We start from the raw sequence: 23,279 nt of genomic DNA, 5'->3' as shown, positions 1-23,279 counted from the left end.
CTTTTTTTTAAAAATTGATGAGATTTTAGCCAAAGTTTATAAATTTACTCTCAAACGGCATTTAGCTAAAAATTTCTTTTAGCTAGGAGAAATTTTTAGCTTAATTTTACTTATTTTGAAAATGAAGTTTTTATTATTTATATAAATTTTTTCAAGTAAAAACTTTGGGTCTTACGAACGAAAGAAATTTTAGCTCTTTTTCATCGCCTTTACATAGGCAAAAATATACTCAAATCCAGAATAAAGCGTAAGCGCAACAGCTATCCAGAGCAAAAGCTTGCCACCAGGCCAGCTCATCAGTAAAAATCCAACCGCAAACATCTGCGAGACTGTTTTTACTTTGCCAGCCATCGAAGCCGCGACCTCTACGCCGTCACTTGCCATCACGACACGAAAGCCAGTTATAAAAAACTCCCTTACCAAGATGAGATAAACAGCCCAAGCACTCGCTCTGCCAAGCATCATGAGACCTAAAAATGCAGCCAAGATCAGCATCTTATCAGCTAGCGGGTCAAGGATAGCGCCAAGTTTGGTCTTTTGATCCCAGCTTCTGGCAATGTAGCCGTCAAAAAAGTCAGTCACCGAGGCGATCACAAAAATAAGAGCTGCGAAGTAGTTTATCCAGCTTATGTGAATTTGTGTAAAAATTCCTGGCGCATTTACGAGCATAAAAAACATAAGCGGAGCCAGTAGTATCCTAAAAAATGCTAATGCGTTTGGTAAATTTAAACTCACAAATATGCCTTTATGCTTAAAATTTCAATCTCATTTGAAAGTTGTGCCGCCATCTATTATAAATGTATGTCCAGTTACCCAGCTAGCCTTAGATGAGCACAAAAATAGACATGCTCCGGCTAGATCAGTCGGCTGCCCCATGCGGTTTAGCGGGCTAAGCTTTGCTGTCATATCGCGCACCTCTTCGTAATTAGTAAAGGCCCTTAGCGCGTCTGTCTCGATAGGGCCGCCACTTACGACATTTACACGGATATTTTTCTCTCCAAGCTCGGTTGCAGCGTATCTTGCCATGGCTTCAACGGCTGCTTTTGCTGTGCCGTGACCCGCGTAGTTTTCGATATATACTAAATTTCCAGTTGATGATAGGCTGATGATGCTACCACCACCTACTTTTTCCATGCGTTTTGCAGCCTCTTGAGTGCCTACGACGAAGGCATTTACGGTTGCTGTAAAGATATTGTTTATGCCTCTTGGTTTTAGCTTCATAAATTTAGTGTATCCGCCAGCTACTGCGCGACCTGAGATGATAGCGTTTGAGATGAAAAAATCAATCCTATCAAAATCCTCATCTATCTTTAAAAATAGCTCTTTATAAGTCTCTGGCTCAAGGATATTTAGCGCGTAGGCTCTGGCTTTTATCTTGTAAGTGGTCTCAAGCTCTTTTGCTTGTTCTTTTGCAAGCTCTTCGTTTGAGTTATAGGTAAATGCTATATTTACGCCAGCTTTTGCAAATTCTTCAACTATGGCTCTACCGATGCCTCTGGTGCCGCCGCTGATGACTAGTGTTTTACCTTTAAATTCGTTTAGTGTGTCCTTCATTAAAAACCCTTTATTTCGTAATTTTTTATTACTTCTTCTATCTTTTTAAAATTTTCTTTACTTGGTTTGCAAAGTGGCAAGCGGTACTCCAAAGAGTCGATTAGTCCAGCTAGATACATCGCTGCTTTGATCGGTATCGGATTGCTTTCGCAAAAGAGTGTTTTATTTATCGTATATAGATTGTCATTTATTAGTTTTGCTTTTTTGTACTCTTCGTTCATCGCAAGGTGCGTAAGCTCTGAAATTTGATCTGGCAAGAGGTTTGCAGTAACCGAGATAACGCCTTTGCCGCCATTTGATATGATAGGATAGTTGATCGCATCTTCGCCACTAATGACTACTAAATTTGGCTCGTGAGCTAGCAGATCTACGCATCTATCTATGCTACCTGTTGCCTCTTTGATACCGTAGATATTTTTGCACTCTTTAAAAAGCCTAAAAACGGTCGCTGGCAAGATATCCACTCCAACTCTACCTGGAACATTATAAAGGAGCACTGGAATTTCAATACTATTTGCAATGGCTTTGTAATGCTCATAAAGCCCTTCTTGTGTTGGTTTGTTGTAATAAGGCGCAACTGAAAGGATACCATCAGCGCCATGAGCTTGAGCAAATTTAGCGATACCAATAGCCTCGTGAGTCGCGTTGCTGCCAGCTCCAGCTAGTACTTTTACATTTGTACCTTTACACGCATCTACGGCTATTTCGATACAAATTCTATGCTCATCATGCGTTAGTGTTGCACTCTCGCCGGTAGTTCCAACTGGTACAACGACATCTATGCCGTGTTTTATCTGTCTTTTTATTAGCTTTTCAAAACTGACTTCATCCACTTTTTGATTTTTAAATGGCGTAATGAGTGCGGTCATCGCACCTTGAAGCGAATTTTCCACGTTTATTCCTTTTTTAATATTATTGTCGTGCTGGTTTTTTCATTAAAATATCTATTTGCTATCTCTTTTAAAAGCTTGGCGTCTATCTTATCGATATTTTTTTCAAGCTCATAAAGTGGCTTTATGTCGCCTCTAGCAAGGTATGAGCCATATAAATTTGCAACTTTGCTTGCACTCTCAAATGAGTATATAAAATCAGTTTTTATCAAATTTTTAACTCTTAAAACATCATCTTTGTCGATTGGCTTATTTTTTAAATCATCTATGATCTTTAAAATTTCAGCCTCAACCACGTTTGCTTCGACATCTGGGTTGCAAACTGCTAAAAATATAAATAAATTTTCATCAACGCAGCTCATATTGTAAGCATAAATTTGATTTACGAGCATTAGCTCATCGATTAGGCGCTGCTGTAAAATAGAGCTTTTGCCAGTGGCTAGATATTCGCTTATCGCATTTAGTCCTACTTGATCAGTGTGTTTAAAATTTGGGATTTTATAAGCGATCGCTAGCATTTGTGTTTGGCTATCTTTATAGATGATTGCTCTTCTAGCTCCGTCTTGTTCAGGTTCTTTACAGTGAGATTTTGGGATGGCTCTTTTATTTTTTATACTGCTAAAATTTTTCTTAGCCAGTTTAAATACCTCATCCTTGCCGATGTCGCCACTTATCATTAAAATGGCATTTTTTGGCTGATAAAAAGTAGCGTGAAATTCTTTTATGTCGGAGATACTCCAGTTTTCGATATCTTTTATAAAGCCTATCGGTGTCCAGTGATATGGATGATAGATAAATGCGTGGTTGTAGAGTCTAAAGTAGAGGTATCCCATAGGGTTGTTGTCTGTTCGCCATCTGCGCTCTTCATGCACCACGTCTCGCTCTGGCTGAAATTCTTTATCTTTTAGGCTTAAATTTTTCATAAGCTCAGCAAAAAGCCCAAGCGTTTTGTCTAAATTTTCATTTGACGCTTTTATAAAGTAGTGGGTATAGTCAAAGCCCGTACTTGCGTTATTTACGCCACCAAAGCCTTTTACTATTTCGTCAAATTCACCAGCTCGTAAATTTTTGGTTGATTTAAAATTTAGATGCTCTAACATGTGAGCGATGCCGCTTTTGCCCATCACTTCGTTTCTTGATCCAACTTTATAAAAGACATCGACGCTTATCACTTTTGAGCCAGGATTTACTGGTACGTGATAAATTTCTAGTCCGTTTTCTAGTTTTATTTTATTAAATTTTATCAATCTCTTGCCCTCTATTTTTTAACATCTATGCCGACTGCTTCGCTAATAGAGGCAAAGCCATCTCTTTTTAAAAGTTCTAAAATTTCTAAATTTATATCTCTTGCGATCATTGGCCCTTTAAAGATAAAGCTTGTAAAAATTTGCACTAAATTTGCTCCCATTTTTATGCGCTCATATGCCTCTGCACCACTATCTATGCCGCCGCATGCTATAAGCGTCGTCTTGCCATAAAGTTCGTCTGCCACGGCTTTAAAGATCTCTTTTGACTTTTTAGTGATCATCTTACCGCTTAGTCCGCCAAAATCCTTTAAATTTGACGAGTGAGAGAGCGAGTAATCAACGCTTGTATTTGAAACAAGCACGCCACTAGCACCGTTTTCTACCGCGCAGCTGCAAAGCTTGATCGCATCTTCGTGGCTCATATCTGGAGCGATTTTAAAGATGATTGGTTTTTTAGTAAGTGGCAAAATGACGCTAAAAAGTTCTTTTATGAAACTCTCATCTTGTAAGGCTCTTAAATTTGGCGTGTTTGGCGATGAGACGTTTATGACAAAGGTGTCGCAAATTTCACTAAATTCTCTTACTAAAATTTCATAGTCTTTTATCGCATCTTCGTTTGGTGTAACTTTGTTTTTACCGATATTTGCCCAGATAGGTAAAGTATAAGGATAAAGTTTTTTGACTCTATTTTTAATAGCCTCGCAACCTTCGTTGTTAAAGCCCATCGCATTTTGGATGCTCTCTTCGTCTATGAGTCTAAAAAGTCTTGGTTTGTCGTTACCAGGTTGAGGTTTTGGAGTAAATGTGCCAAATTCTAAATACCCAAATCCAAGAGCCGTTAGCGCTTCAAACATCGTGGCATTTTTATCGAATCCTCCAGCTATACCAACTGGATTGTGGTAGGTGCTTGAGAATAAATTTTGTTTTAGCGCATTGTCATCGACCACACACTTATTTGCTACAAAGCTTAATGATCCTGGAAAAATTTTATTTGCTCCGATCATTGCAAGTTCCGCGATTTTATGGGCTGTTTCAGGATCAAATTTAAAAAATATAGATTTTAAAGTATTGTAGTTTAAGCTCATTTTAACCTCTTTAAAATGCCTAAAATTTCTGCAAATATTAGCAAAAATCGCCTTAAACTAAGGCTTTGCCTTTAAGTTTTGCATAAATTTCATTTCTCTTACTAAGCTCCTCGTCGTTTCCGGTATCAACTATCCTTCCGTTGCTTAAAACCGCGATCTTGTCAGCACTCTCAACCGTACTTAGACGGTGAGCGATGACAAAGATGATCTTCTTGCTTCTTAGATTGTTTATAGCCTTTGTGATCTCTTTTTCACTCTCGTTATCAAGTGCTGAGGTAGCCTCATCGAAGATAAGAATTTGTGGGTTTTGATAAAGTGCTCTTGCTATGGCGATACGCTGTCTTTGGCCGCCTGAAAGGTTGGTGCCAAATTCATTTAAGATAGAGTGGATGCCATCATCAAGTTTGCTCACAAACTCATAGGCATTTGCCATTTTTAAAGCGTTTAAAACGGCATCTTCGTCAAATTCTCTGCCGTAAGCCACGTTTTTAGCGATCGTGTCGTTAAAGATATAGACACGCTGTGTTACAAGGCCGATATTTTGGCGAAGTGAGTGGATTTTGATATCTTTTAAATTTGTCTCATTTATTAAAATTTCTCCGCTATTTACGTCGTAAAATCTCATAAGCAGATTCATGAGCGATGTTTTTCCGCCGCCACTTGAGCCAACAAGGGCTATAAATTCTGACTTACGAGCCTCTAAATTTATCCCTTTTAAAACCTCTTTGTCGCCGTAGCTTAGGCGGACATCATTAAATTTAATCAAATTTATCTCTTCACTTAACTCTTTTTCGCCATCTTTTATCTGGCTTACTTTATCCATCAAGAAAAAGGTTCTCTCGCTCGCAGCGATCGCATCTTGCATTTTATTGTATATATTTACGATACGTTTTAGAGGGGTGTAGAGCATAAAAAGCGCAGTTAAAAATGAAAAGAAAGCACCCATGTTTATATTTCCGTCGATGACGTCTTTGCCTCCTACAATAATAACGGCTGCGACACCAACAGAGCCTATCGTTTCCATAAGCGGACTTACTAATTGCTCAATTTTTACGGTTTTAAGATTTAGCTTGAAAAATTTGTTATTTTCTTCAACAAAACGCGAGTGCTCGTATTTTTGGGCGTTATTTGCCTTGATGATCTCGATATTTGTAAAAATTTCACTCAAGGCTGAAGTGATATCGGATGTCTTTTCTTGCGACTGCTTTGAAATTTTTTTCATCTTCTTTGCAAGGCGCGAGATCGGATAAATGGCTACTGGCATGACCACAAGTGCAAAAAACGCCAATTTAGGGCTTTGATATATGACTACACAAAGCAGACCTATGATAGTTACAAGCTCTCTAATAAGCTCAGGTATGAAACTTGAAACAATAGATCTTATGCGCTCTATGTCGTTCGTGGTTCTGCTTATTAGCTCGCCTGTTCTAAAATCATTAAAAAATTTCATGTCCAAATTTAGTAAATTTTCGACCATCTTTTCACGAAATCTTCTAATCGTATCTTGGCCGATATATGCCGTAAAATAAGCCTGCATAAATGTGCCTATATTTTTTAACAGATAAATAGCGATGATCGCACATGGTAACAAATAAAGCAGTGTTTCATTTTTTTCAACAAAAATTTTATTAAGTACTGGCTCCACTAGATACGCACTGACCGCTGTTCCTCCACTTGCAAGCCCCATGCCGATGAAGGCTAGGATGAAGTGTGGAATGTAGTCTTTAAAATATGGGCCAAAGCGCTTTAGCACATCTTTTAAGCCAAAGTTAGTCATTGTTTTTCTCCCAAACTGCGCCGTTTGGTGTATCCATGATAGAGATATTCATCTTTTCTAGCTCGTCTCTTATCTCATCAGCTCTTGCAAAATTTCTCTCTTTTTTAGCTATCGTCCGCTCATCAAGAAGCCTTTTAATTTGCTCTTTTTGCTCATCACTTACACCAAACTGAAAATACTCAACATAATTTGTGCTGGCAATGCCTAAAATTTCACTTATAAGCTCTAAATTCGCCACTACTTCTGCCTTATAGGCTTTATCTTTTGGATTTGTATCAAGCCTTTCATTTGCTGTTTTTACAAACTCATCAACACTTGCAAGTGCTTTTGAAGCGTTTAGATCATCACTTAGTGCTTCAAGTAGCTCGTTTCTAAAACTTTCATTTGCAGCACTTGCTTGCACGCCATCGACTCTTTTTTTGAGCCGGTAAATTTTATCAAGCCTCTTTTTAGAAACTAAAAGATCCTCGTCTGAATAGTTAAAGTGTGCTCTGTAATGGCTTGTTAACAAATAAAATCTAAGCACCTCGCCGTGTACGTGTTTAAGAGCATCTTTTACAAAAAAGCTATTGTTTAGGCTCTTGCTCATCTTTTCGTTGTTTACTTTTATGAAGCCGTTATGCATCCAGTATTTGCTCAAATTTTTATGATATGCACATCTGCACTGACTTGCTTCGTTTTCGTGGTGTGGAAAGAGTAGATCGATGCCTCCAGCATGTATGTCGATCTCAAATTCTTCATTTTCTTTATCGCTTAGAAATTCTCTTATCATCGCCACACACTCAGTGTGCCAGCCTGGGCGACCCTTGCCAAATGGGCTCTCGTACCATTTCTCGTCAAATTTCCAAAGAACAAAGTCTTTTTCGTCTCTTTTTTCTCCAAAGCTCGCCACACGTGCGATGAGCTCGGTGTTATTCTCCTTACCGCTAATGCTAAAATAGCCGCTATCCTTGCTCGTATCAAAGTAAATTCCATCGCTGGTCTTATAAGCAGCTCCTTTTTGCATAAGCAGCTCGATATAGCTAATGATAGACTCCAAGCACTGCGTAGCTTTTGGTTTAAAGTCTGGATCAAGTACGTTTAGAGCCTTCATATCGCTCTCATAATGCTCTATATATTTGTTGGTTATCTCTTCTAGGCTTTGGCCAGTTTGAGCCATTTTCTTTAAAATTTTATCGTCGATATCTGTGTAGTTTCTTGCAAATTTGACCTTATAGCCAAGTGCTTTTAAGACTCTTCTTAAAAGATCAAAGCTAACGGCTGACTTTGCGTGACCCAAATGTGCGTCGTCATATACCGTTGGGCCGCACAGATAGATGCTAGCTTCACCAACTTTAATCGGGCAAAACTCGACTTTTTCTCTTTTAGAAGTATCAAAAATTCGCATTAAATATATCCTTTAAAAATGTTAAACCAAAATAGAGCAAAACTGCCGCAATAATGATAGTGGCTATAAATTTAGGCTCGATTATAGCTAAAAATCTCTTAGCTCCAAAGGCTCTTATGTATAAAACAAGCTGTAAAAATCCCCCAAGCGAGCTTGCAAATGCAAGGCCGGCAGCTCCAAATTTTTGCATTAAAATGACTGCAAGGATTAAATTTATCACAAGGCAGATGATAGAAATTTTGGCTGCCTCTTTTTGCTTCATATTTGCATAGAGCCAAAGCGAGAAAATTTTAGCTAGCCCAAATGGCGTGAGCCCCACAAGATAAGCACTTAGCACCTTGGCGCACTCAATGGTGTTTGCCCTTACAAAATTCCCTCTCTCAAACAAGAGCCAGATGATAAACTCACTTAGCACTACGCCTGTGATCGTGGCTGCAAGTAGGGCACAAAGAAGCAAGTAAAAGCTCTTTTTTGTCCAAACTAGGGCGTTTGCCTCGTCTTTTTGCTTTAAAAGTCTAGTGATCTTTGGAAAGAGTGCTTGAGAGAGTGCGATCGCAAAGATGGCAAGTGGGAGCTGAAAAATTCTGTTTGCATAAAAGAGGTAGCTTATCGAACCACTTACCAAAAAGCTAGCTAGCCAAGTGTCCATAAATGCGCTTATTTGCATCGCACTTGAGCCAAGTAAGCCGTGATAAAAATTTATAAAAAAACCTTTACTTTGCGCTCTTTTGCCTTTTAAATATCCTCTTAAACCGCCCCAGAAAATTTTATTTAAGGCGTTAAATTTTATAGCAATTAGATGCACCAAAACTTGCAAAATGCCGCCTGCAACGACGCCAAAACTAAGATAAAATGCGACCACGCTTTCACTCTTGCCACGAGCCAAAAGTAGCGATGCGATCATGGCTAAATTTAGCAGTGCAGTAGAAAACGCAGTCGTGGCAAAGTGCCCTTTATACTGAAGCAGCGCACCCATGAAAGTGACGATATAGACAAGTGCTAGGTAGTAGAAATTTATACGCACAAGCGGCACTGCATCGGTAATATTTTGTTCACTCAAGCCGCTTGCGATGATCTTTATAAAGTAAGGTGTAAATAAATTTACAAGAAGCGTCAAAACGCCTATAAAAAGTAGAAATTTGATAAAAATTTCAGCTTGAAAGACAGCTTTTTTCTTGCTATTTGTAAAATTTGGTAAAAAGGCTTGAGTAAAGGCGCCCTCGCCAAAGATACGGCGAAATAAATTTGGGATTTTAAAAGCTATAAAAAAGAGGTCGCTAAATATGCCAGCTCCAAGGATGGAAGCTGTTAAAAGGTCTCTTATAAGTCCAAGAATTCTTGAAACCATAATGCCAACTGAGTTTGAAAAAAAGCCTTTTATAAACATCGCCCACCTAGTAAATTTAAAAACGCAATAGTAACAAAAGATGCTTTAAAGCTTACATAACCCAAATTTAATAAAATTTTGGCGATAATAAGAGCCAAATTTTATGTGAAATGGATCAATTTTGAGCGAGAACGTGCAAGAAAACGAGAGATTTTTACCGCCAACGCAAATTCAAACTTCAACACCTTATATATCGCTTAAAGAACTAAGCAAACAATACAGCGTACCGGTAGAATTTATAGATTTTAAAATTTTAGATATTTTGACTTATTATAAAAATAAAGATAATGAAGAGCCAGTTTTTGTCCCTGAAGAAAATTTAGACTTTTTTGATGATAATGCATTTTATCTTGACGAGACACTAGAGATCGAGCAGGTCTATGACGTGGAATTTTTTGATGTTAGGCTAAATGCTGTGCCAAAGCTTCCAAAGATAGAAATCGGTGTAAATTCAACAGTTACAAAAGTAGTCGCAAAGGTAAAAGCTACAAAAGATTGTGAATACGAACAGCATTACGAAGATAAACTTTTTGAATACATCGCCAAACAGCTTATGAAAGCTCAAATTTTAATAGGTATAAGGATCGGCAAACTAAAAGATGAGTTAAAACAAATCGCCTCAGTTGTGCATGTAAAGGGCGAACTTGATAAAGACTACATACTAAACATAACACAAGGTATAAATCCAAAAAAAGCTACCGATGCAAAGATACTTTACTACTACAAAGATAAACTTGATGCGATAAAAGAAGAAGATAAGATTGATTATGCTGATAGAGGTTTTGTTTTTGGCGTGGCACAAGATGAAGTGATAATGGAAGAGAAAAAGTCTCACGAAGGGCAAAATGGCCGTGATGCGAGAGGTAAATTATTAGCAGTAGAAAAGCCAAAAGAAGATACTGGCAAAGAGATAAGTATAAGCGAAAATATAGAGAGAGTAGAAAATGACGATAGCATAATATATATCGCTAAAAAATCAGGATATGTAGTTGAGAAAAATGGCTCATTTGACATCGAAGAGCGTATAGAGATAAATGAAGCAAATTTTAAAACAACTGGCTCTATTCAAGCAGGTACTGATACAAATGTGACTTTGGTAGTTAGGGAAACTGATACTATAAAAGACGCCATCGGCACTGGCATCATCGTAGAGGCTGACGAGATAGAGGTAAAAGGAAATGTCGGTGCAAATGCGATGGTTAAAGCAAATGAAGTAATAATCGGCGGTCAAACACATCAAAAGGCTAAAATTTATGCAAAGAATGCAAAAATTTCTATCCACATCGGTAAGGTTGAAGCTGAAAATGTCGAGATAGATAGACTAGAAGGCGGAAATGTCGTAGCAAAAAGAGTTAAGATAAATAGCGTCGTTGGTGGTTCTATAACTGCTCAAAATATCCAAATAAACACGCTTGGCTCAAACTGCACTATCACAGCTTCACACTTAATAGACGTAAGATATCTAAGAGGCACTGACAATAAATTTATAATCGATACTAGCAAAACGCCTGAGAGTGCTGAGGCTACGCAAGAGCAATTAAATAAGATCGAATATACAAAAGCAGAGCTTGCCTCACTTCTAAAAAATATTGAAACAAAGAAAAATGTCATAAATGAAAATAAAGATTCGATTTATACCATAAAAGCAAAGGTAGAAGAGCTCTCAAAAGCTAAAGTGATACCGCCAGTTACCTTTATGAAAAAGCTAAAAGAGTATCAAGGTCTAGTCAATGAATACAACACTTTGCTAAAAATTTTTAAAGATAAAAAAGAGTTGCTAGCTACTCTAAAAGATGAGCTTGAGATCATGCAAAATGGAATATTTTCTGCAAAAGTGATAAATAGAGGCAACTGGGTTGAATTAAATGAGATTAGATTTGTTATCGTTGATCCTCCACAAAATGTCACTTATATCTCAAAGCAAAATGAAACCGCTCATGCTATTACTTTGGAGAAGATCGGCGATGGCGATGAGGCTGAGTATAAGATCAAAAAGTCAAATAAATTAGAAGACTACACAGATACAAATTTTTAAGAATAAAAGGTTAAATGATGATAAAAGCGATCGAAGGCGTCGTCAGCAGAAAAGATCCCGCATTTGTGATACTTAAGACAAATAGCGGCGTAAGCTATGGAATTTTTATCTCGCTTTTTTGCTCAGCCAAGCTTAGCAAGGGCGAAAAAGTCGAGCTTGCCATAACACAGATCATAAGAGAAGATGCAAATTTACTTTACGGCTTTTTGGATGCAAACGAGCAAAAGATGTTTGAGATGCTAATAAAGCTAAATGGCATCGGGGCTAGCACGGCTATGGCGGTTTGCTCAAGCCTTAGCTCGCAGGCATTTACAAACGCCATAATAAGCGGCGACGCAGATACCTTTAAAAGTGTGCCAGGCATCGGACCAAAGACTGCTAGACGCATTATAGCTGAGCTAAGCGACGCAAAGCTAATAAGTGATGAGAGCGTGCCAAGCTACCAAAACGAAGCACTTTTGGCACTTGAGGCACTTGGCTTTAAACGTGAGAAGATAGTGAAAATTTTGCCTGAGTGCAAGAGTGAAAATACAAGTGATCTTATAAAAGAAGCATTAAAGAAATTAGGATAAGGATTAAAAAAATGAATTTAGGTGTGATATTTGGAGCAAAGAGCTATGAACATGAGATAAGCATAGTTAGTGCGATAGTTTTAAAAAATGTCCTAAAACAAGAGCTAAAATTTATATTTTGCGATGCAAATAGAGATTTTTATCTTATCGAAGAGAAAGATATGAGAGCAAATTTCTTTAGCTCTGGTAAATACAAAAATTCAAAAAAGCTCATTTTATCTAAAGGTGGATTTTTCATACACTCTCTCTTTGGCGATAAAAAAGTAGAGTGTGATGTCATTATAAATTTGATCCACGGCATGGACGGCGAAGATGGCAAGATAGCGGCACTTTTTGACTTTTACGGCATAAAATATATAGGTCCAAGGCTTGAAGTAAGTGCGCTTAGCTACAACAAAGAGCTTACTAAATTTCTAGCGCAAAAAGCTGGTGTAAAGGCGCTTGATTATGAGATGCTAACTCGTGAGAGCCAGCCAAAATTTCACTATCCTATTATCTTAAAGCCAGCAAGACTTGGAAGTAGTATTGGCGTAAATATAGTGCATGACGCCAGTGAGCTAGCTTATGCAAAAGACGTGGCATTTGAGTTCGATAAAGATGTGCTTGTCGAGCCTTTTATAAAGGGAGTAAAAGAGTACAACCTTGCAGGCTGTAAGGTAGATGGAAAGATAAAATTTTCTATCATCGAAGAGCCAAAAAAGAAAGAATTTCTTGACTATGAGCAGAAATATCTTAGCTTTTCAAATGAAAACAAGGTAAAAGAGGCTGAAATTTCTGAAGAGCTAAAACAAAAGCTTAAATTTAACTTTTCAAAAATTTATGATTGTGGATTTGACGGAGCGATCATTAGATGCGACTTTTTTGTGATAGATGATGAGGTCTATCTAAATGAGATAAATCCAAATCCAGGAAGCCTTGCAAACTATCTATTTGAAGATTTTGAGAGCACATTAAATGCTCTTGCAAACTCACTTCCAAGAGAGCGTAATATAAAGATCGATTATAGCTTTATAAACTCGATCACTTCAGTAAAAGGTCGCGGGAAAATTTAGACCATTTAGTAGATTATAAAGTAGTTTGTGATATTTTACGTAAAATTTTACACAAAGAGCGACAATGGTAACTTTTACAAAAGACGAAATTTATACAGCAACTGAAGTGGTTAGAAATTTTAGTTCAGTGCTCTCTCGTGTGGGAGCTAATGAATTAAAAAGAGCGGTCATTGTTAAAAATAATAAATTTGAAGCTGTGCTTTTAAATATGGAAGAGTATGAGCGTCTTTGCGAAGCAGTGAACGTGCTTGAGAGCATTTATACTGCAAAAAAAAGAGAGAACGATGGCGAGTAGGGCGGTAAAGTACGGCTCAGACGAGTATGAGATCAGCTACGAAGTAGTAAATCCAAAATGCAAAAAAATAGTGCTTTTCTTGCATGGCTGGGGCGCAAACAAAGAGATAATGAAAAAGGCTTTTGGGCACTATCTAAACGAGTTTTGCCACGTTTATATCGATATGCCAGGTTTTGGTAAAAGCTCAATTACTGATCCTTTAAAAACAAGTGATTATGCAAAAATCGTTGAAAATTTTTGCGCTGAGCTTGGCATAAAGCCAGATATTATAGTAGGTCATAGCTTTGGTGGCAAGGTCGCAACGCTTCTAAAGCCGCCATATCTTGTGCTTTTGAGCTCAGCTGGCATAGTTGTCAAAAAGCCATTTATCGTGCGCGCAAAGATCGTTATTTTTAAAATTTTTAAGCTTTTTGGATTTGGAAAATTTTATAAACTCTTTGCCACAAAGGATGTGAGCGGTATGAGTAGAGTGATGTATGAGACCCTAAAAAACGTAGTTGATGAGGATTTTACAAAGCATTTTGCTAACTTTAGTGGCAAGGCTTTGATATTTTGGGGCGAAAATGACAAGGCAACGCCCATAACAAGCGGGGAGAGCATACATAAGCTCATAAAAAATAGCTCATTTTTTCCGCTTAATGGTGATCATTTTTTCTTTTTACTTCACGCTAAATTTATAAGTGACGAGATAGAAAAAGGGATAAATTTTGAGCTAAATGAGGCTAAAAATGTCGTGATAGATGACGATGAGAGCGGGATTGAGGAGATAAGATGAGTATATTTTTAAGCATAAGCACAGTTTTATTTATCTTTGCACTCGCTTTTTATGTGATTACTTGCTTTCAGTGGTTTTCATATAGGCCTGAGCGTGTGCTCTTTCACTTCACAAAGCCTGCTTGGCACGTCTTTTTCTTTATCGTGCCGTTGGTGCTATTTTATACGACTGGCAAGTGGTTTTTTATCTATTTTTACTTTGCACTTTTGCCAGCTCTTTATCTTTGGCACAAAAAACTTGATAAAAAGTTAGTTTTTACTGCTAGGATCAAGCATTTTTTTGTAATCCTTGCTTGCGCTATTATCTTAAACTACGCTCTAAATTTTATCATTCACAAGGTATTTTTAGCTCCGATGCCACTTTTTGTCTTGGTTGTGAGCCTATTTTTTAGTGAAATTTTAGAAAAGATTAAATTTCAAGGATTTAAAAACAAGGCGCTTAAAAAACTGGGTGCAAATAAAGATCTAAAAATCATCTTGATCACAGCAAGTTACGGCAAAACTAGCATCAAAAATTTCCTCTTTGAAATTTTAAAAGATAACTTTGTCTGCTACAAAACACCTCGCAGTGTAAATACAATGGCTGGCATCATCAAAGATATCAATGAAAATTTAAGCGAGCAAACGCAAATTTACATCGCAGAAGCAGGCGCTAGGCTAAAGGGCGACATCCTAGAGATCACTAAAATTCTAAATCCACAAATCGTAATCGTTGGCGAGATCGGCGCGCAACACATTGAGTATTTTAAAACGCTTGATAATATCCGAGCCACCAAGCTTGAAGCACTTCAAAGCGCTCGTTTGCAGATGGCATTTTTACATAGCTCGACAAAGAAAGAGCCAAGCCAAAATTTAGAAATTTACGATGAAAGTCTAAAAGATATCAATGCAAATTTAGATGGAATTTCTTTTATACTTGATGGCAAAAACTACGCTTCGCCGCTGCTTGGTAAATTTAACGCTACAAATTTAGCCGTTTGTATCAAGGTGGCAAAATACCTAAAAATGAGTGACGAAGCGATAGATAGAGCGCTATCTAAGATGAAAAATGTCGAGCACCGCCTAAGCAAGATCGAGGCTGGCGGCAAGCTGATAATCGATGATAGTTTTAATGGAAATTTCTCAGGTATGAGCGCAAGCTACGAGCTAGTAAGCACCTATGCTGGCAGAAAAGTGCTGCTAACACCAGGCATTGTCGAGAGTGATGCGGAGCAAAATGCAAATTTAGCCAAGGTGATAAATGAAATTTTCGACCTTGTCATCATCACAAGCTCGCTAAATGCTGAAGTTTTACTAAAGCACATCATAAAGCCAAAGATCATCATCTTAAAGGATAAAAATAAAATGCAAGAAATTCTAGCTCAAAATACGTGTGCTGGCGATCTCATACTATTTTCAAATGATGCACCGAGCTTTATATGAAAAAGATAGTTTTTTTAATCCTAGCTTTAAATTTAGCATTTGGCTTTGACATCGATGATTATGACAGGGGCATTGAGACACTAAATGCTGGAGATTATGTAGCTGCGTATGAAATTTTCTATGATGGCTGTGAGCAAAAAGATGTGCTTTCGTGCGAGGCTTTGGGCGATATGTTTGTAAATGAAGAGATAAATGAGCAAATGGATAGTGATCTAAAAAAACACTCAAATATCGAGCTTGGCGTGAGTTATTATATGAAAAGTTGCGACCTTGGCTACCAAAATGCTTGTGATGATGTGATGAGCTTAAGGGACGATTTAAACATAAGCCTTCCAGCTGGTGTTTATGAAAACGCCAAAGCAAGGTACGATGAGATAAGGCAAGAAGACGAAAAAGAAGAAGCCTTAAGCGAGCAAAATGCGACTTTGCAAAAATAAATTCTCTAGTTTTAGACTAGATTTACTTTTAGCGTATGCTCTTTTAGGCTTGCTGGAATTTTGCCATTTTCAAGCTCGATCAGTTCGCTAACTCTTAAAATATAAAAATCCTGCAAACTTCTGTTTGTAAATTTTTCAAGCTTTTTTGAAAGCGTGTCAAACATATAAAACTCAGCATCATTGCTAGCTAGTAAAAAATCAGCCCCGCTATCAAACGCATTAAAGATGGTCTTACTTGCAAGTGCAAATGCAAGCTTTTCGTTTGCTTTTAAAAGTTCAAATCCACAAGGAAATTTGATGTTTAGATTTATAAAATTTGCTCTAAATTTATCTAAATTTACAGGGATTTTATCGCTTACGGCTATTTTAAATCCTTTAAATTTATCCAAGCTCTTTATTTTTTCAAGCTCATTTTTTGTGGTTTCATCCTCTTTTATCCCTAAAATTTCTTTAAAAAACCTAATCGCTTCGGTATAAATTTCGCTTCCACCAAAGATAAAATCATCAATCTTACAAGCTATCAAAATACCATTTTCATTGTTGATAAGCCTCATGATCTCATCATTTTTTTCTTTTTTATAAAGATGATGAGCTAGTATGATGGCCGCTGCACCTATAAAATTTGGCTCGTATTCTCTCACAAAATCAGCATAAAAATATGGCTTTAAGCTTGCATAAAATTCTTTGTCTGCTTGATCGCAAAATTTATCAAATGGCTTAAATTTCTCCCAAAAGTCGTCATCATTTATCTCAAGATCTAAAACCGCTCGTTTTTCATCAAGTGGCGAAATCACAAGCTCGCCTGCAAATTTCTCATATAAATTTACTAATGGTTCAGCAGTGCTAACTACGACATCATTTACTTTCACAAAGCCAGTTATTGGCTGAAAATATGGATCAATCTTTTTAACATGCAAAAATAGCTCGTCAAGGTTTGCGTAATCTAAAATTTCTAAAAAATATGGTTTAAAATACGACAAAATATCCTTTTTTGCATTAAATCTAAAAATTTCTATTTTTTGCATTTGACTCCTTTTTTGGCTTATTTTATCCTAAAATTAAAAGGAGTTTCATTATAATGGCCCGATGGATAAAGAAAATTTTACGATTGAATGCTTTGGTAACGCTTATATTGGCGATGATGCGGCCGTGCTTGGCAAGCAGGTCTTTAGCAAGGATATCTTTGCTGAAAACTCGCACTTTAAGCATGGCTGGCTAAGCCTTGAAGAGATCGGCTACAAGGCGATGATCGTAAATTTTTCAGATACGATCGTGATGAATGCTAGGCCAAAATTTGCGCTTCTTGGACTTAGCTTGCCAAAGAATTTTTCGCCGCAGCAAATCAAAGAGCTAAGCGCCGGCATAAACAGAGCGTGCGAGGAGTTTGGCGTAAAGATAATCGGTGGCGACACGATAAGTAGCAAAATTTTAAATATAAGCGTTAGTGTAATTGGCGAGCTAAATGGCAAAGCAGTGCTTAGGAAAAATGCAAAATACGGCGATCTGGTGGCTTTTACTGGCGAGCTTGGAGGTAGCAAAAAGGGGCTAAATTCGCTTCTAAGGCTAGCTAAAATTTCAAAAAACTCGCGATTTAAAAAGCCTATTTTAAGAGATAAATTTTTCTACAAAGCAGCTCATCTTGTAAACTCAGCTATGGATATCTCAGATGGGCTAAATACCGATCTTGCTAAGCTTTTAAAGGCTAGCAAAAAGGGTGCTAAATTTACAAAAAAGCTAAGTAAATTTGAGCTTAGTAGCGGCGAAGAGTATGAAATTTTATTTACTTTTTGTCCTAAAAATTTAAACGCTATCAAAAGGATCGCCGCAAAAACACGGACAAAGATTAGCGTCTTTGCAAAAATTTCAAATAAAAGGTTAAAACAAAATGCAAGAAACCACCACTTTTAAGCCACTTTACGCACTCACTCATGCACCCATCGAGGCATATTTTTCTAAAAATTCAGATGATTTTGTCGTGCGTGAGATACCACTTTACGAGTTTAGCGGTGACGGTGAGCACTTAATCGTTGAAATTTCTAAAAAAGATATGACGACGCAGGAGGCTTTGCATGTCTTAAGCGAGGTTACAGGAGCTAAGATGCGCGACTTTGGCTATGCCGGGCTAAAGGACAAGCAGGGCATGACGACGCAGTTTATCTCTATGCCACGCAAATTTGAGAGCAATTTAGCGAATTTTAGCCACGAAAAGATGAAAATTTTAAGCCTAAATGTGCATAAAAATAAGCTTCGCATCGGACATCTAAAGGGGAATAGCTTTTTTATCCGCTTAAAAAAGGTGCTACCAAGTAATGCCAAAAAGCTAGAGCAAGCATTTGTTAGTATCGATAAAATAGGCTATGCAAACTACTTTGGTTATCAGCGTTTTGGCAAATACGGCGACAACGCGCAAAGCGGGCTGGAGCTGCTAAAATCAGGCACCGTAAACGGCAAAAAGAGCAAAAATCCAAAGCTAAACGACTTTTTAATCTCGGCGTATCAGAGCGATCTTTTTAACCGCTGGCTTAGCAAACGCGTGGAGATTTCGAGGTTCGCGCAGGATTTTAGCCTCGCTGAGCTAGCTCAAATTTACCCGTATCTGGGCGGCGAAAATTTGAAAAATTTAAAATCGCAAAAGAGATTTTTTAAGCTGATAGAGGGCGAAGTTTTGGGTCACTACCCGCACGGTAAGTGCTTTTTGTGCGAGGATTTGGACGCGGAGGGCGCGCGCTTTGACGCTAGAGATATCACTAGCTGCGGGCTGATCGCGGGCGCGAAGGCGTATGAGTCGCAGGGCGCGGCGAGAGCGGTAGAGGATCAAATTTTCGCGCAGGCAAACGAATATAAAGCCAAAATGACGGGATCTAGGCGCTTTGCGTGGTGCTATTTGGAGGATGCGAGCTGCAAATACAACGAGGAAAAGGCGCATTTTACGATAAATTTCACACTGCAAAAAGGCAGCTACGCAACTGTTGTGCTAGAAGAAATCTTGCACAAAAATATCTTTGAGTAGAGCAGCGGCTCGTTTTGCGAGTGCTTTTAAATGATTTTTGCGTCTATGCTGGTAACTGCAAGCGGAGTATAAAATTTGCTCTGCGATAGGCTGTATGCCTTATTTTTGGACGAAATTTACTTCTTTTGTTTAGCTACGAGCATAGTGACACAGAAAACACTTAAAACCATCTCGCAAGACTTCACCTTAACTTTCAAGTTTAAATTTCGCAAATCAAAATTCACCTCGCCTAACGCTCTTTAAAAGCTGTGAGTCAAGCGGTGCAAAAACTTTACATTGTCATTTTAAGCTCAAATTTGAGGCTAAATTTATTGGATTTTCGCGCCAAGACCCGTATCCTAAACCCGCTAAATTTTACCCGTGGAGCAAGACGCGAGCGAGGCAAAATACAAGCGTTTCTAGGATCGTTTAGATATAATACGTTTACAAATTTATATTTTAAATGGATTAAAAATGGCGAATATTTTTCTTTGCTCTTATTTTGCGGAGATTGCGAGTAAGATCAATGAAGTGGTAAAATTTCAAGGCAAAGATATTGTTTTTATTGATACGGCAGCAAAATTTGAAGAGGTGAATTTTTACGTAGATGAAGCGGTGGAGATTTTAGAAAATTTTGGCGCGAAGCTAAGACACCTTGACGTCTCTTGCTTCCAGAGTTCTGCCGTGTCGGTGTCTAGTCAAGACAAGCCATTTTGCGACGATAAAATTTTAGCCACTATTAATGAGTGTGACATTATTTATATAAGCGGTGGAAATACGTTTTATCTGCTTAATGAGCTACGAAAATCGCGCGTCTGGCAAGCTATAAAAAACGCGGTCAAAGCGGGTAAAATTTATATCGGTGAGTCGGCGGGAGCGATCGTGGCCTCACCAGATACAAGATATGCTACGCTTATGGATGAAAATAGCCCAAATATGAGTGATTTTACAGGGTTAAATTTGGTGAATTTTTTCACAGTACCACACTTTGGCTGTGAGCCTTTTACGCAGGCCACGCACGAGATAATGGAGAAATTTGGGAACTTGTATGATTTGCGACCTATAAATAACGCTCAATTTATCGCGCTTTGAGATAATTTTATATGCTTTTTAACAAAACATACGCTAAATATTTACTCAAAGCACTCTATCTGCCTGCAAATTTACCTTTTAAATAAAAGAACATAAAGTTTAAAGTTTTAAAAACTAGAAATTTAAGCCAAAGCCGCTATAATTTCGCTCTGGCACGGTAAGCGATCGCTTTTGCTCTTTGCAAAAGAGGAAAGTCCGAGCTGCGATAAGACAAGGTTCCATCTAACGGATGGCTAGGGAAACCTAAGGGATAGTGTAACAGAAAGTAGACTTCCGCTTCGGCGGTAAAGGTGAAACGGCGGAGTAAGAGCCCACCGGCACGCTTGGTAACTTGCGTGGCCATATAAACCCAACCTGCAGCAAGAAGGGATGGTTTTGGTCTTATATTAAAACCCTTCGCTAGAGCTTGTTTGTAAAAGCAAGCGTAGATAAATGATCGCTCAAGACAGAACTCGGCTTAACGCCGTGCCTTTAAATTTATAAAAACTGATTAGTTTGTTACGTATTTTTGAGCTTTTTGTAGTTTTATAAGCTCATTTTGGATGTGCGAAGACTTGCTTTTTAAAAGCTCTATTGCACCGCCAATTAGTGCTTGTGCTTCTTGTGCCAAAGCTAGATTTGTAAACATATCCTCACTAAAATTTTCTGACAAAGCAGCTATCTTGCTCGTGTCTTCGTTTATCAATGCTAATTTAAATTCATTGATCCAGCTATTCACCTGAAGTTACCTCTCTCCATGCTTCTGATAATTGCTTTACGACATTGGTTACTTCATTTAAAGCCGCGACATCGTTTTGTATATTTGCCATAGCAAGAAGCTGCATCTGTCTTGTATAAAGGCCGCTAAGATAGTGAGCTACGTCGCCTTGAGAATAATCAAGCGAATTTAAAAGCTCAACAAAAATAGCGTTTGTTCTATTAATATAATAAACTTTTTTCTCTATATCTCCAGCTTCTATCGCCTTTTTGGTACGAAATATAAATTTTAAAATCCCGTCATAAAGCATTTCTATTAATTTAGTTGGGGACTCAATGCCCCCAAAACTAGACTGTGCGTATGCACTATATGCACTTTGATTCATCTTTCTCTCTTATTTTCTGCTATTTATCTCTGCATCGATCATTGATTTTAGTGTCGAGAACTGATTTTCTAAGCTTGCGATAATAGCGTTATACTTGATAAAACGCTCTTGCATTGTTGTGTACTTTTCATCTAAAAGCTTTTGTGTGCTCTCTTTGTTTTTTGTGATCGACTCGTTTTCGTCTTTTAACTGATTTTGCATAGCAACCATCGTACCACTTTTGCCAACGACACCATCAAGCATTTTAGCTAGCTTTGTAAATAGTCCATCTGTCTTTTTGGTTACTGGATTTATAGTAGCTTCATTCATACCTAGAGCTGTTAAGGCTGAATTTTTACCTTTTACCTCGATATTTTCGCCATCGCTTCTTTTTAAGACGATTCTTTTACCACTCTTATCAAGACTAGCTGTAACTCCAGTTATGCCAGCGTCATTTATAGCTTGTTGAAGTTTTAGTGCGTTCTCTTCAGCTGTGGCTGTGGCAGTAGTTGAGAATGTAACTGACTTGCCGTTTATCGTAAGATCACCAGCTTTTATGTCTAATGCTCCAGCGCTAACAGTCGATGCTCCCATATAGCTTATCGGCTCGATCTTGCTTGATCCCATGAAAAATTTCTGAATCTCTTCAGGATCTTTGCTAAGAGCTGCATTTAGTTTATTTAGATCAAGCTGAAGCTGTCCGTCTTTATCAGGCACTATGCCATATTTGCTTAATGCTTTACCTTCGCTATCTTGTCCATTTACAAGACGACCAATATTTGATCTTAAGCTTGAAATTTCGCTAACACCTTGGAAAGTGCCAGCTCCTTTTTCCTCGTCATATTTTGTGGCTATACCAAGGTTCATGGTCATTAGGTTGTAGTCTTTGATAAATTCTTCAACAGCTTTTATTACTTCTTTCGTATCTTGAGAGACGCTTACGTTTGTTTTACCAGTTTCATTTAATGTAATAGAAATTCCCGGTCTTAAGTCGTTGAAGGTATTTTTGCTTCTTTTTACATTTACTCCGTTATATGTAAATTCCGCATCTTGCGCCTTTAAAATTCTATTCTTTTCAAAATTTGATGTCATCTTTGGTGTGCCATCAGGATTTGTTAGTAGAGTGCCATTTGCATCTTTATCCTGAAACTGCGTACTATCCCAGCCAAGCTTATCTAAAACACCAGCCGTATCATTTGAAAATTTAATAGTCTGTGTTGCGCCAGTGTTGCCTGATTGAAGCATGATTTGATTTGGTTTATCTCCACCAACGTTTAAAATTCTAGCTTGTAATTTACCGCCACTAATATCATTTATCTTGTCTACAATATCTTGATATGTGGTTGATCTAGTTACGCTAATAGAAAATTTTTGTCCATCGATCTCAACGTCAAAAGAGCCGTTGTTTGTCGCACCTACTAAGCTTGAAGCGTTTTTGAAATTTGAGCTTTGAAATGTATCTTTTTGAGCAAGTTTTTGCACATCGATACTAAAATTTTGCACGCTAACACCATTTGCTGCTGAGGCTGTTACGCTTTTGCCAGCATTATTTGTAGTTCTTTTTAGATAAAGTGCCTCTCCGCCAAGTGTTTTGCCACTTACGTTTACGTTGCTAACTAGAGTTTTTAGCGCTGCAAGGTCTTTTTGCTTTAGGTCATTTCTCTCTAGCCTTTTTGTTAAAGGCTTGATCTGTCCTGCCTCATCTGCTTCTTTTAATTTCTTGATAAGATCATCATTTAGCCCGCTATTTTTTGTGCCGATGCCTAAATTTGTTACGTTACCTACTGCCATTTTTAACTCTCCTTGTCAAAAAGTATTCCGATACTTTCTTTGAAATACTCGCTTATTCTTATAGCTTCTTTGCTTGGAAGTTGTGTTATCTCCTCGCCAGTTTTAGCGTCTTTTACTTGCACGACCATTAAATTTAGCTTCTCATTGTAAGCAAATCTTACATTAGTATCGAGTTGCTGCATTTGATAGTTTAGTCTGTCAGTGACCTCTCTTGTTCTTTTGGCAAGCTCTTCGTTGCTAAGTCCGTCTAGCTCGTTAACATCTTTTGTTTCATTGTTTTTATCAGCACTTAATTTAACATCAGAATGCTCGATAGGTCTGCTATCTATTTGACGCTGAGCAGATGTGCTCATGCTCGTATCTAGTACCTGATTTGCTGCTGCCTTAAAGATTTCCATAGTTTTACTCCTTAAAACTTACGTTAGCTTCTAC

At 37.8% G+C, this 23,279-nt stretch carries 23 protein-coding genes and 1 other RNA gene; 11 read left to right on the top strand and 13 right to left on the bottom strand.

All coding sequences use genetic code 11. The features are described from left to right. Positions 1-189: 189 nt before the first annotated feature. The 8 genes from pgsA to murJ are packed head-to-tail and all read right to left on the bottom strand — an operon-like array spanning position 190 to position 9,327. Entirely contained in the window at positions 190-735 is a 546-nt protein-coding gene (pgsA, locus tag CVS92_RS02980; protein ID WP_107788458.1) for a CDP-diacylglycerol--glycerol-3-phosphate 3-phosphatidyltransferase, read from the bottom strand. A gap of 30 nt (positions 736-765) precedes the next feature. After that, on the bottom strand, positions 766-1,554 hold the full coding sequence (locus CVS92_RS02975; RefSeq protein WP_021091937.1) for an enoyl-ACP reductase: 789 nt from the start codon (positions 1,552-1,554) through the stop codon (positions 766-768). Then, the gene (gene dapA / locus CVS92_RS02970; protein ID WP_054197407.1) at positions 1,554-2,423 is read right to left on the bottom strand and encodes a 4-hydroxy-tetrahydrodipicolinate synthase; all 870 of its coding nucleotides are present in this window, start codon (positions 2,421-2,423) and stop codon (positions 1,554-1,556) included. The genes CVS92_RS02975 and dapA overlap by 1 nt, the downstream gene beginning before the upstream one ends. A gap of 26 nt (positions 2,424-2,449) precedes the next feature. Beyond that, positions 2,450-3,691 (bottom strand): M16 family metallopeptidase, encoded by a 1,242-nt coding sequence (locus CVS92_RS02965; protein WP_107788457.1) that lies wholly within the window; start codon positions 3,689-3,691, stop codon positions 2,450-2,452. Positions 3,692-3,702: 11 nt separating this feature from the next. Next, on the bottom strand, positions 3,703-4,776 hold the full coding sequence (locus tag CVS92_RS02960; RefSeq protein ID WP_107788456.1) for a quinone-dependent dihydroorotate dehydrogenase: 1,074 nt from the start codon (positions 4,774-4,776) through the stop codon (positions 3,703-3,705). A gap of 52 nt (positions 4,777-4,828) precedes the next feature. Further along, entirely contained in the window at positions 4,829-6,553 is a 1,725-nt protein-coding gene (locus CVS92_RS02955) for an ABC transporter ATP-binding protein (RefSeq protein WP_107788455.1), read from the bottom strand. Continuing rightward, complete coding sequence (gene cysS, locus CVS92_RS02950; protein ID WP_107788454.1) at positions 6,546-7,940, bottom strand: cysteine--tRNA ligase; 1,395 nt, start codon at positions 7,938-7,940, stop codon at positions 6,546-6,548. Before cysS ends, CVS92_RS02955 begins: the two co-directional genes overlap by 8 nt. After that, entirely contained in the window at positions 7,927-9,327 is a 1,401-nt protein-coding gene (murJ, locus tag CVS92_RS02945; RefSeq protein ID WP_107788453.1) for a murein biosynthesis integral membrane protein MurJ, read from the bottom strand. The genes cysS and murJ overlap by 14 nt, the downstream gene beginning before the upstream one ends. A 121-nt stretch (positions 9,328-9,448) precedes the next feature. On the opposite strand from murJ, the gene CVS92_RS02940 reads away from it, so the two are divergent. The 7 genes from CVS92_RS02940 (at position 9,449) to CVS92_RS02910 (ending at position 15,914) form a co-directional block, all read left to right on the top strand. Then, positions 9,449-11,362 (top strand): flagellar assembly protein A, encoded by a 1,914-nt coding sequence (locus CVS92_RS02940; protein WP_107788452.1) that lies wholly within the window; start codon positions 9,449-9,451, stop codon positions 11,360-11,362. A gap of 17 nt (positions 11,363-11,379) precedes the next feature. After that, on the top strand, positions 11,380-11,934 hold the full coding sequence (gene ruvA, locus CVS92_RS02935; RefSeq protein ID WP_084107846.1) for a Holliday junction branch migration protein RuvA: 555 nt from the start codon (positions 11,380-11,382) through the stop codon (positions 11,932-11,934). A gap of 11 nt (positions 11,935-11,945) precedes the next feature. Beyond that, positions 11,946-12,986 (top strand): D-alanine--D-alanine ligase, encoded by a 1,041-nt coding sequence (locus CVS92_RS02930; protein WP_084107847.1) that lies wholly within the window; start codon positions 11,946-11,948, stop codon positions 12,984-12,986. A gap of 64 nt (positions 12,987-13,050) precedes the next feature. After that, entirely contained in the window at positions 13,051-13,281 is a 231-nt protein-coding gene (locus tag CVS92_RS02925; protein WP_072594322.1) for a type II toxin-antitoxin system Phd/YefM family antitoxin, read from the top strand. Then, positions 13,271-14,056, top strand: a complete 786-nt coding sequence (locus tag CVS92_RS02920; RefSeq protein WP_084107848.1) for an alpha/beta fold hydrolase — start codon at positions 13,271-13,273, stop codon at positions 14,054-14,056. The genes CVS92_RS02925 and CVS92_RS02920 overlap by 11 nt, the downstream gene beginning before the upstream one ends. Continuing rightward, on the top strand, positions 14,053-15,477 hold the full coding sequence (locus CVS92_RS02915; protein WP_107788451.1) for a Mur ligase family protein: 1,425 nt from the start codon (positions 14,053-14,055) through the stop codon (positions 15,475-15,477). Before CVS92_RS02920 ends, CVS92_RS02915 begins: the two co-directional genes overlap by 4 nt. Further along, positions 15,474-15,914: a hypothetical protein gene (locus CVS92_RS02910; RefSeq protein ID WP_107788450.1), complete on the top strand. Its 441-nt coding sequence runs from the start codon at positions 15,474-15,476 to the stop codon at positions 15,912-15,914. Before CVS92_RS02915 ends, CVS92_RS02910 begins: the two co-directional genes overlap by 4 nt. 11 nt (positions 15,915-15,925) lie before the next feature. Here CVS92_RS02910 and CVS92_RS02905 read toward each other — a convergent pair whose 3' ends face one another. Further along, positions 15,926-16,939 carry a hypothetical protein gene (locus CVS92_RS02905; protein WP_107788449.1) on the bottom strand — a complete coding sequence of 338 codons (1,014 nt, stop codon included), beginning with the start codon at positions 16,937-16,939 and terminating at the stop codon, positions 15,926-15,928. Positions 16,940-17,000: 61 nt separating this feature from the next. Between CVS92_RS02905 and CVS92_RS02900 the strand changes: the two genes are divergently transcribed. The 4 genes from CVS92_RS02900 (at position 17,001) to rnpB (ending at position 20,471) form a co-directional block, all read left to right on the top strand. Continuing rightward, positions 17,001-17,822 (top strand): thiamine-phosphate kinase, encoded by an 822-nt coding sequence (locus CVS92_RS02900; protein ID WP_107788448.1) that lies wholly within the window; start codon positions 17,001-17,003, stop codon positions 17,820-17,822. After that, complete coding sequence (gene truD / locus CVS92_RS02895; protein WP_107788447.1) at positions 17,800-18,924, top strand: tRNA pseudouridine(13) synthase TruD; 1,125 nt, start codon at positions 17,800-17,802, stop codon at positions 18,922-18,924. The genes CVS92_RS02900 and truD overlap by 23 nt, the downstream gene beginning before the upstream one ends. A 453-nt stretch (positions 18,925-19,377) precedes the next feature. Further along, complete coding sequence (locus CVS92_RS02890) at positions 19,378-19,995, top strand: Type 1 glutamine amidotransferase-like domain-containing protein (RefSeq protein WP_107788446.1); 618 nt, start codon at positions 19,378-19,380, stop codon at positions 19,993-19,995. A 149-nt stretch (positions 19,996-20,144) separates the two neighbouring features. After that, positions 20,145-20,471: RNase P RNA component class A (gene rnpB / locus CVS92_RS02885), an RNA gene on the top strand. A 14-nt stretch (positions 20,472-20,485) separates the two neighbouring features. On the opposite strand, the gene CVS92_RS02880 is transcribed toward rnpB, so the two are convergent. The 4 genes from CVS92_RS02880 to CVS92_RS02865 are packed head-to-tail and all read right to left on the bottom strand — an operon-like array spanning position 20,486 to position 23,245. Further along, a complete protein-coding gene (locus CVS92_RS02880; RefSeq protein ID WP_087577120.1) occupies positions 20,486-20,713 on the bottom strand; it encodes a hypothetical protein in 228 nt (75 codons plus the stop codon). After that, positions 20,706-21,077 (bottom strand): flagellar export chaperone FliS, encoded by a 372-nt coding sequence (gene fliS, locus CVS92_RS02875; protein WP_072594313.1) that lies wholly within the window; start codon positions 21,075-21,077, stop codon positions 20,706-20,708. The genes CVS92_RS02880 and fliS overlap by 8 nt, the downstream gene beginning before the upstream one ends. A gap of 9 nt (positions 21,078-21,086) precedes the next feature. Next, a complete protein-coding gene (gene fliD, locus CVS92_RS02870) occupies positions 21,087-22,847 on the bottom strand; it encodes a flagellar filament capping protein FliD (protein ID WP_085657268.1) in 1,761 nt (586 codons plus the stop codon). A 2-nt stretch (positions 22,848-22,849) separates the two neighbouring features. Further along, a complete protein-coding gene (locus CVS92_RS02865) occupies positions 22,850-23,245 on the bottom strand; it encodes a FlaG family protein (protein WP_084041076.1) in 396 nt (131 codons plus the stop codon). Positions 23,246-23,279 lie beyond the last annotated feature (34 nt).

The organism is Campylobacter concisus (assembly GCF_003048555.1).
Lineage (GTDB): Bacteria > Campylobacterota > Campylobacteria > Campylobacterales > Campylobacteraceae > Campylobacter_A > Campylobacter_A concisus_AO.
This window is presented reverse-complemented; position numbering and strand designations above follow the sequence as displayed.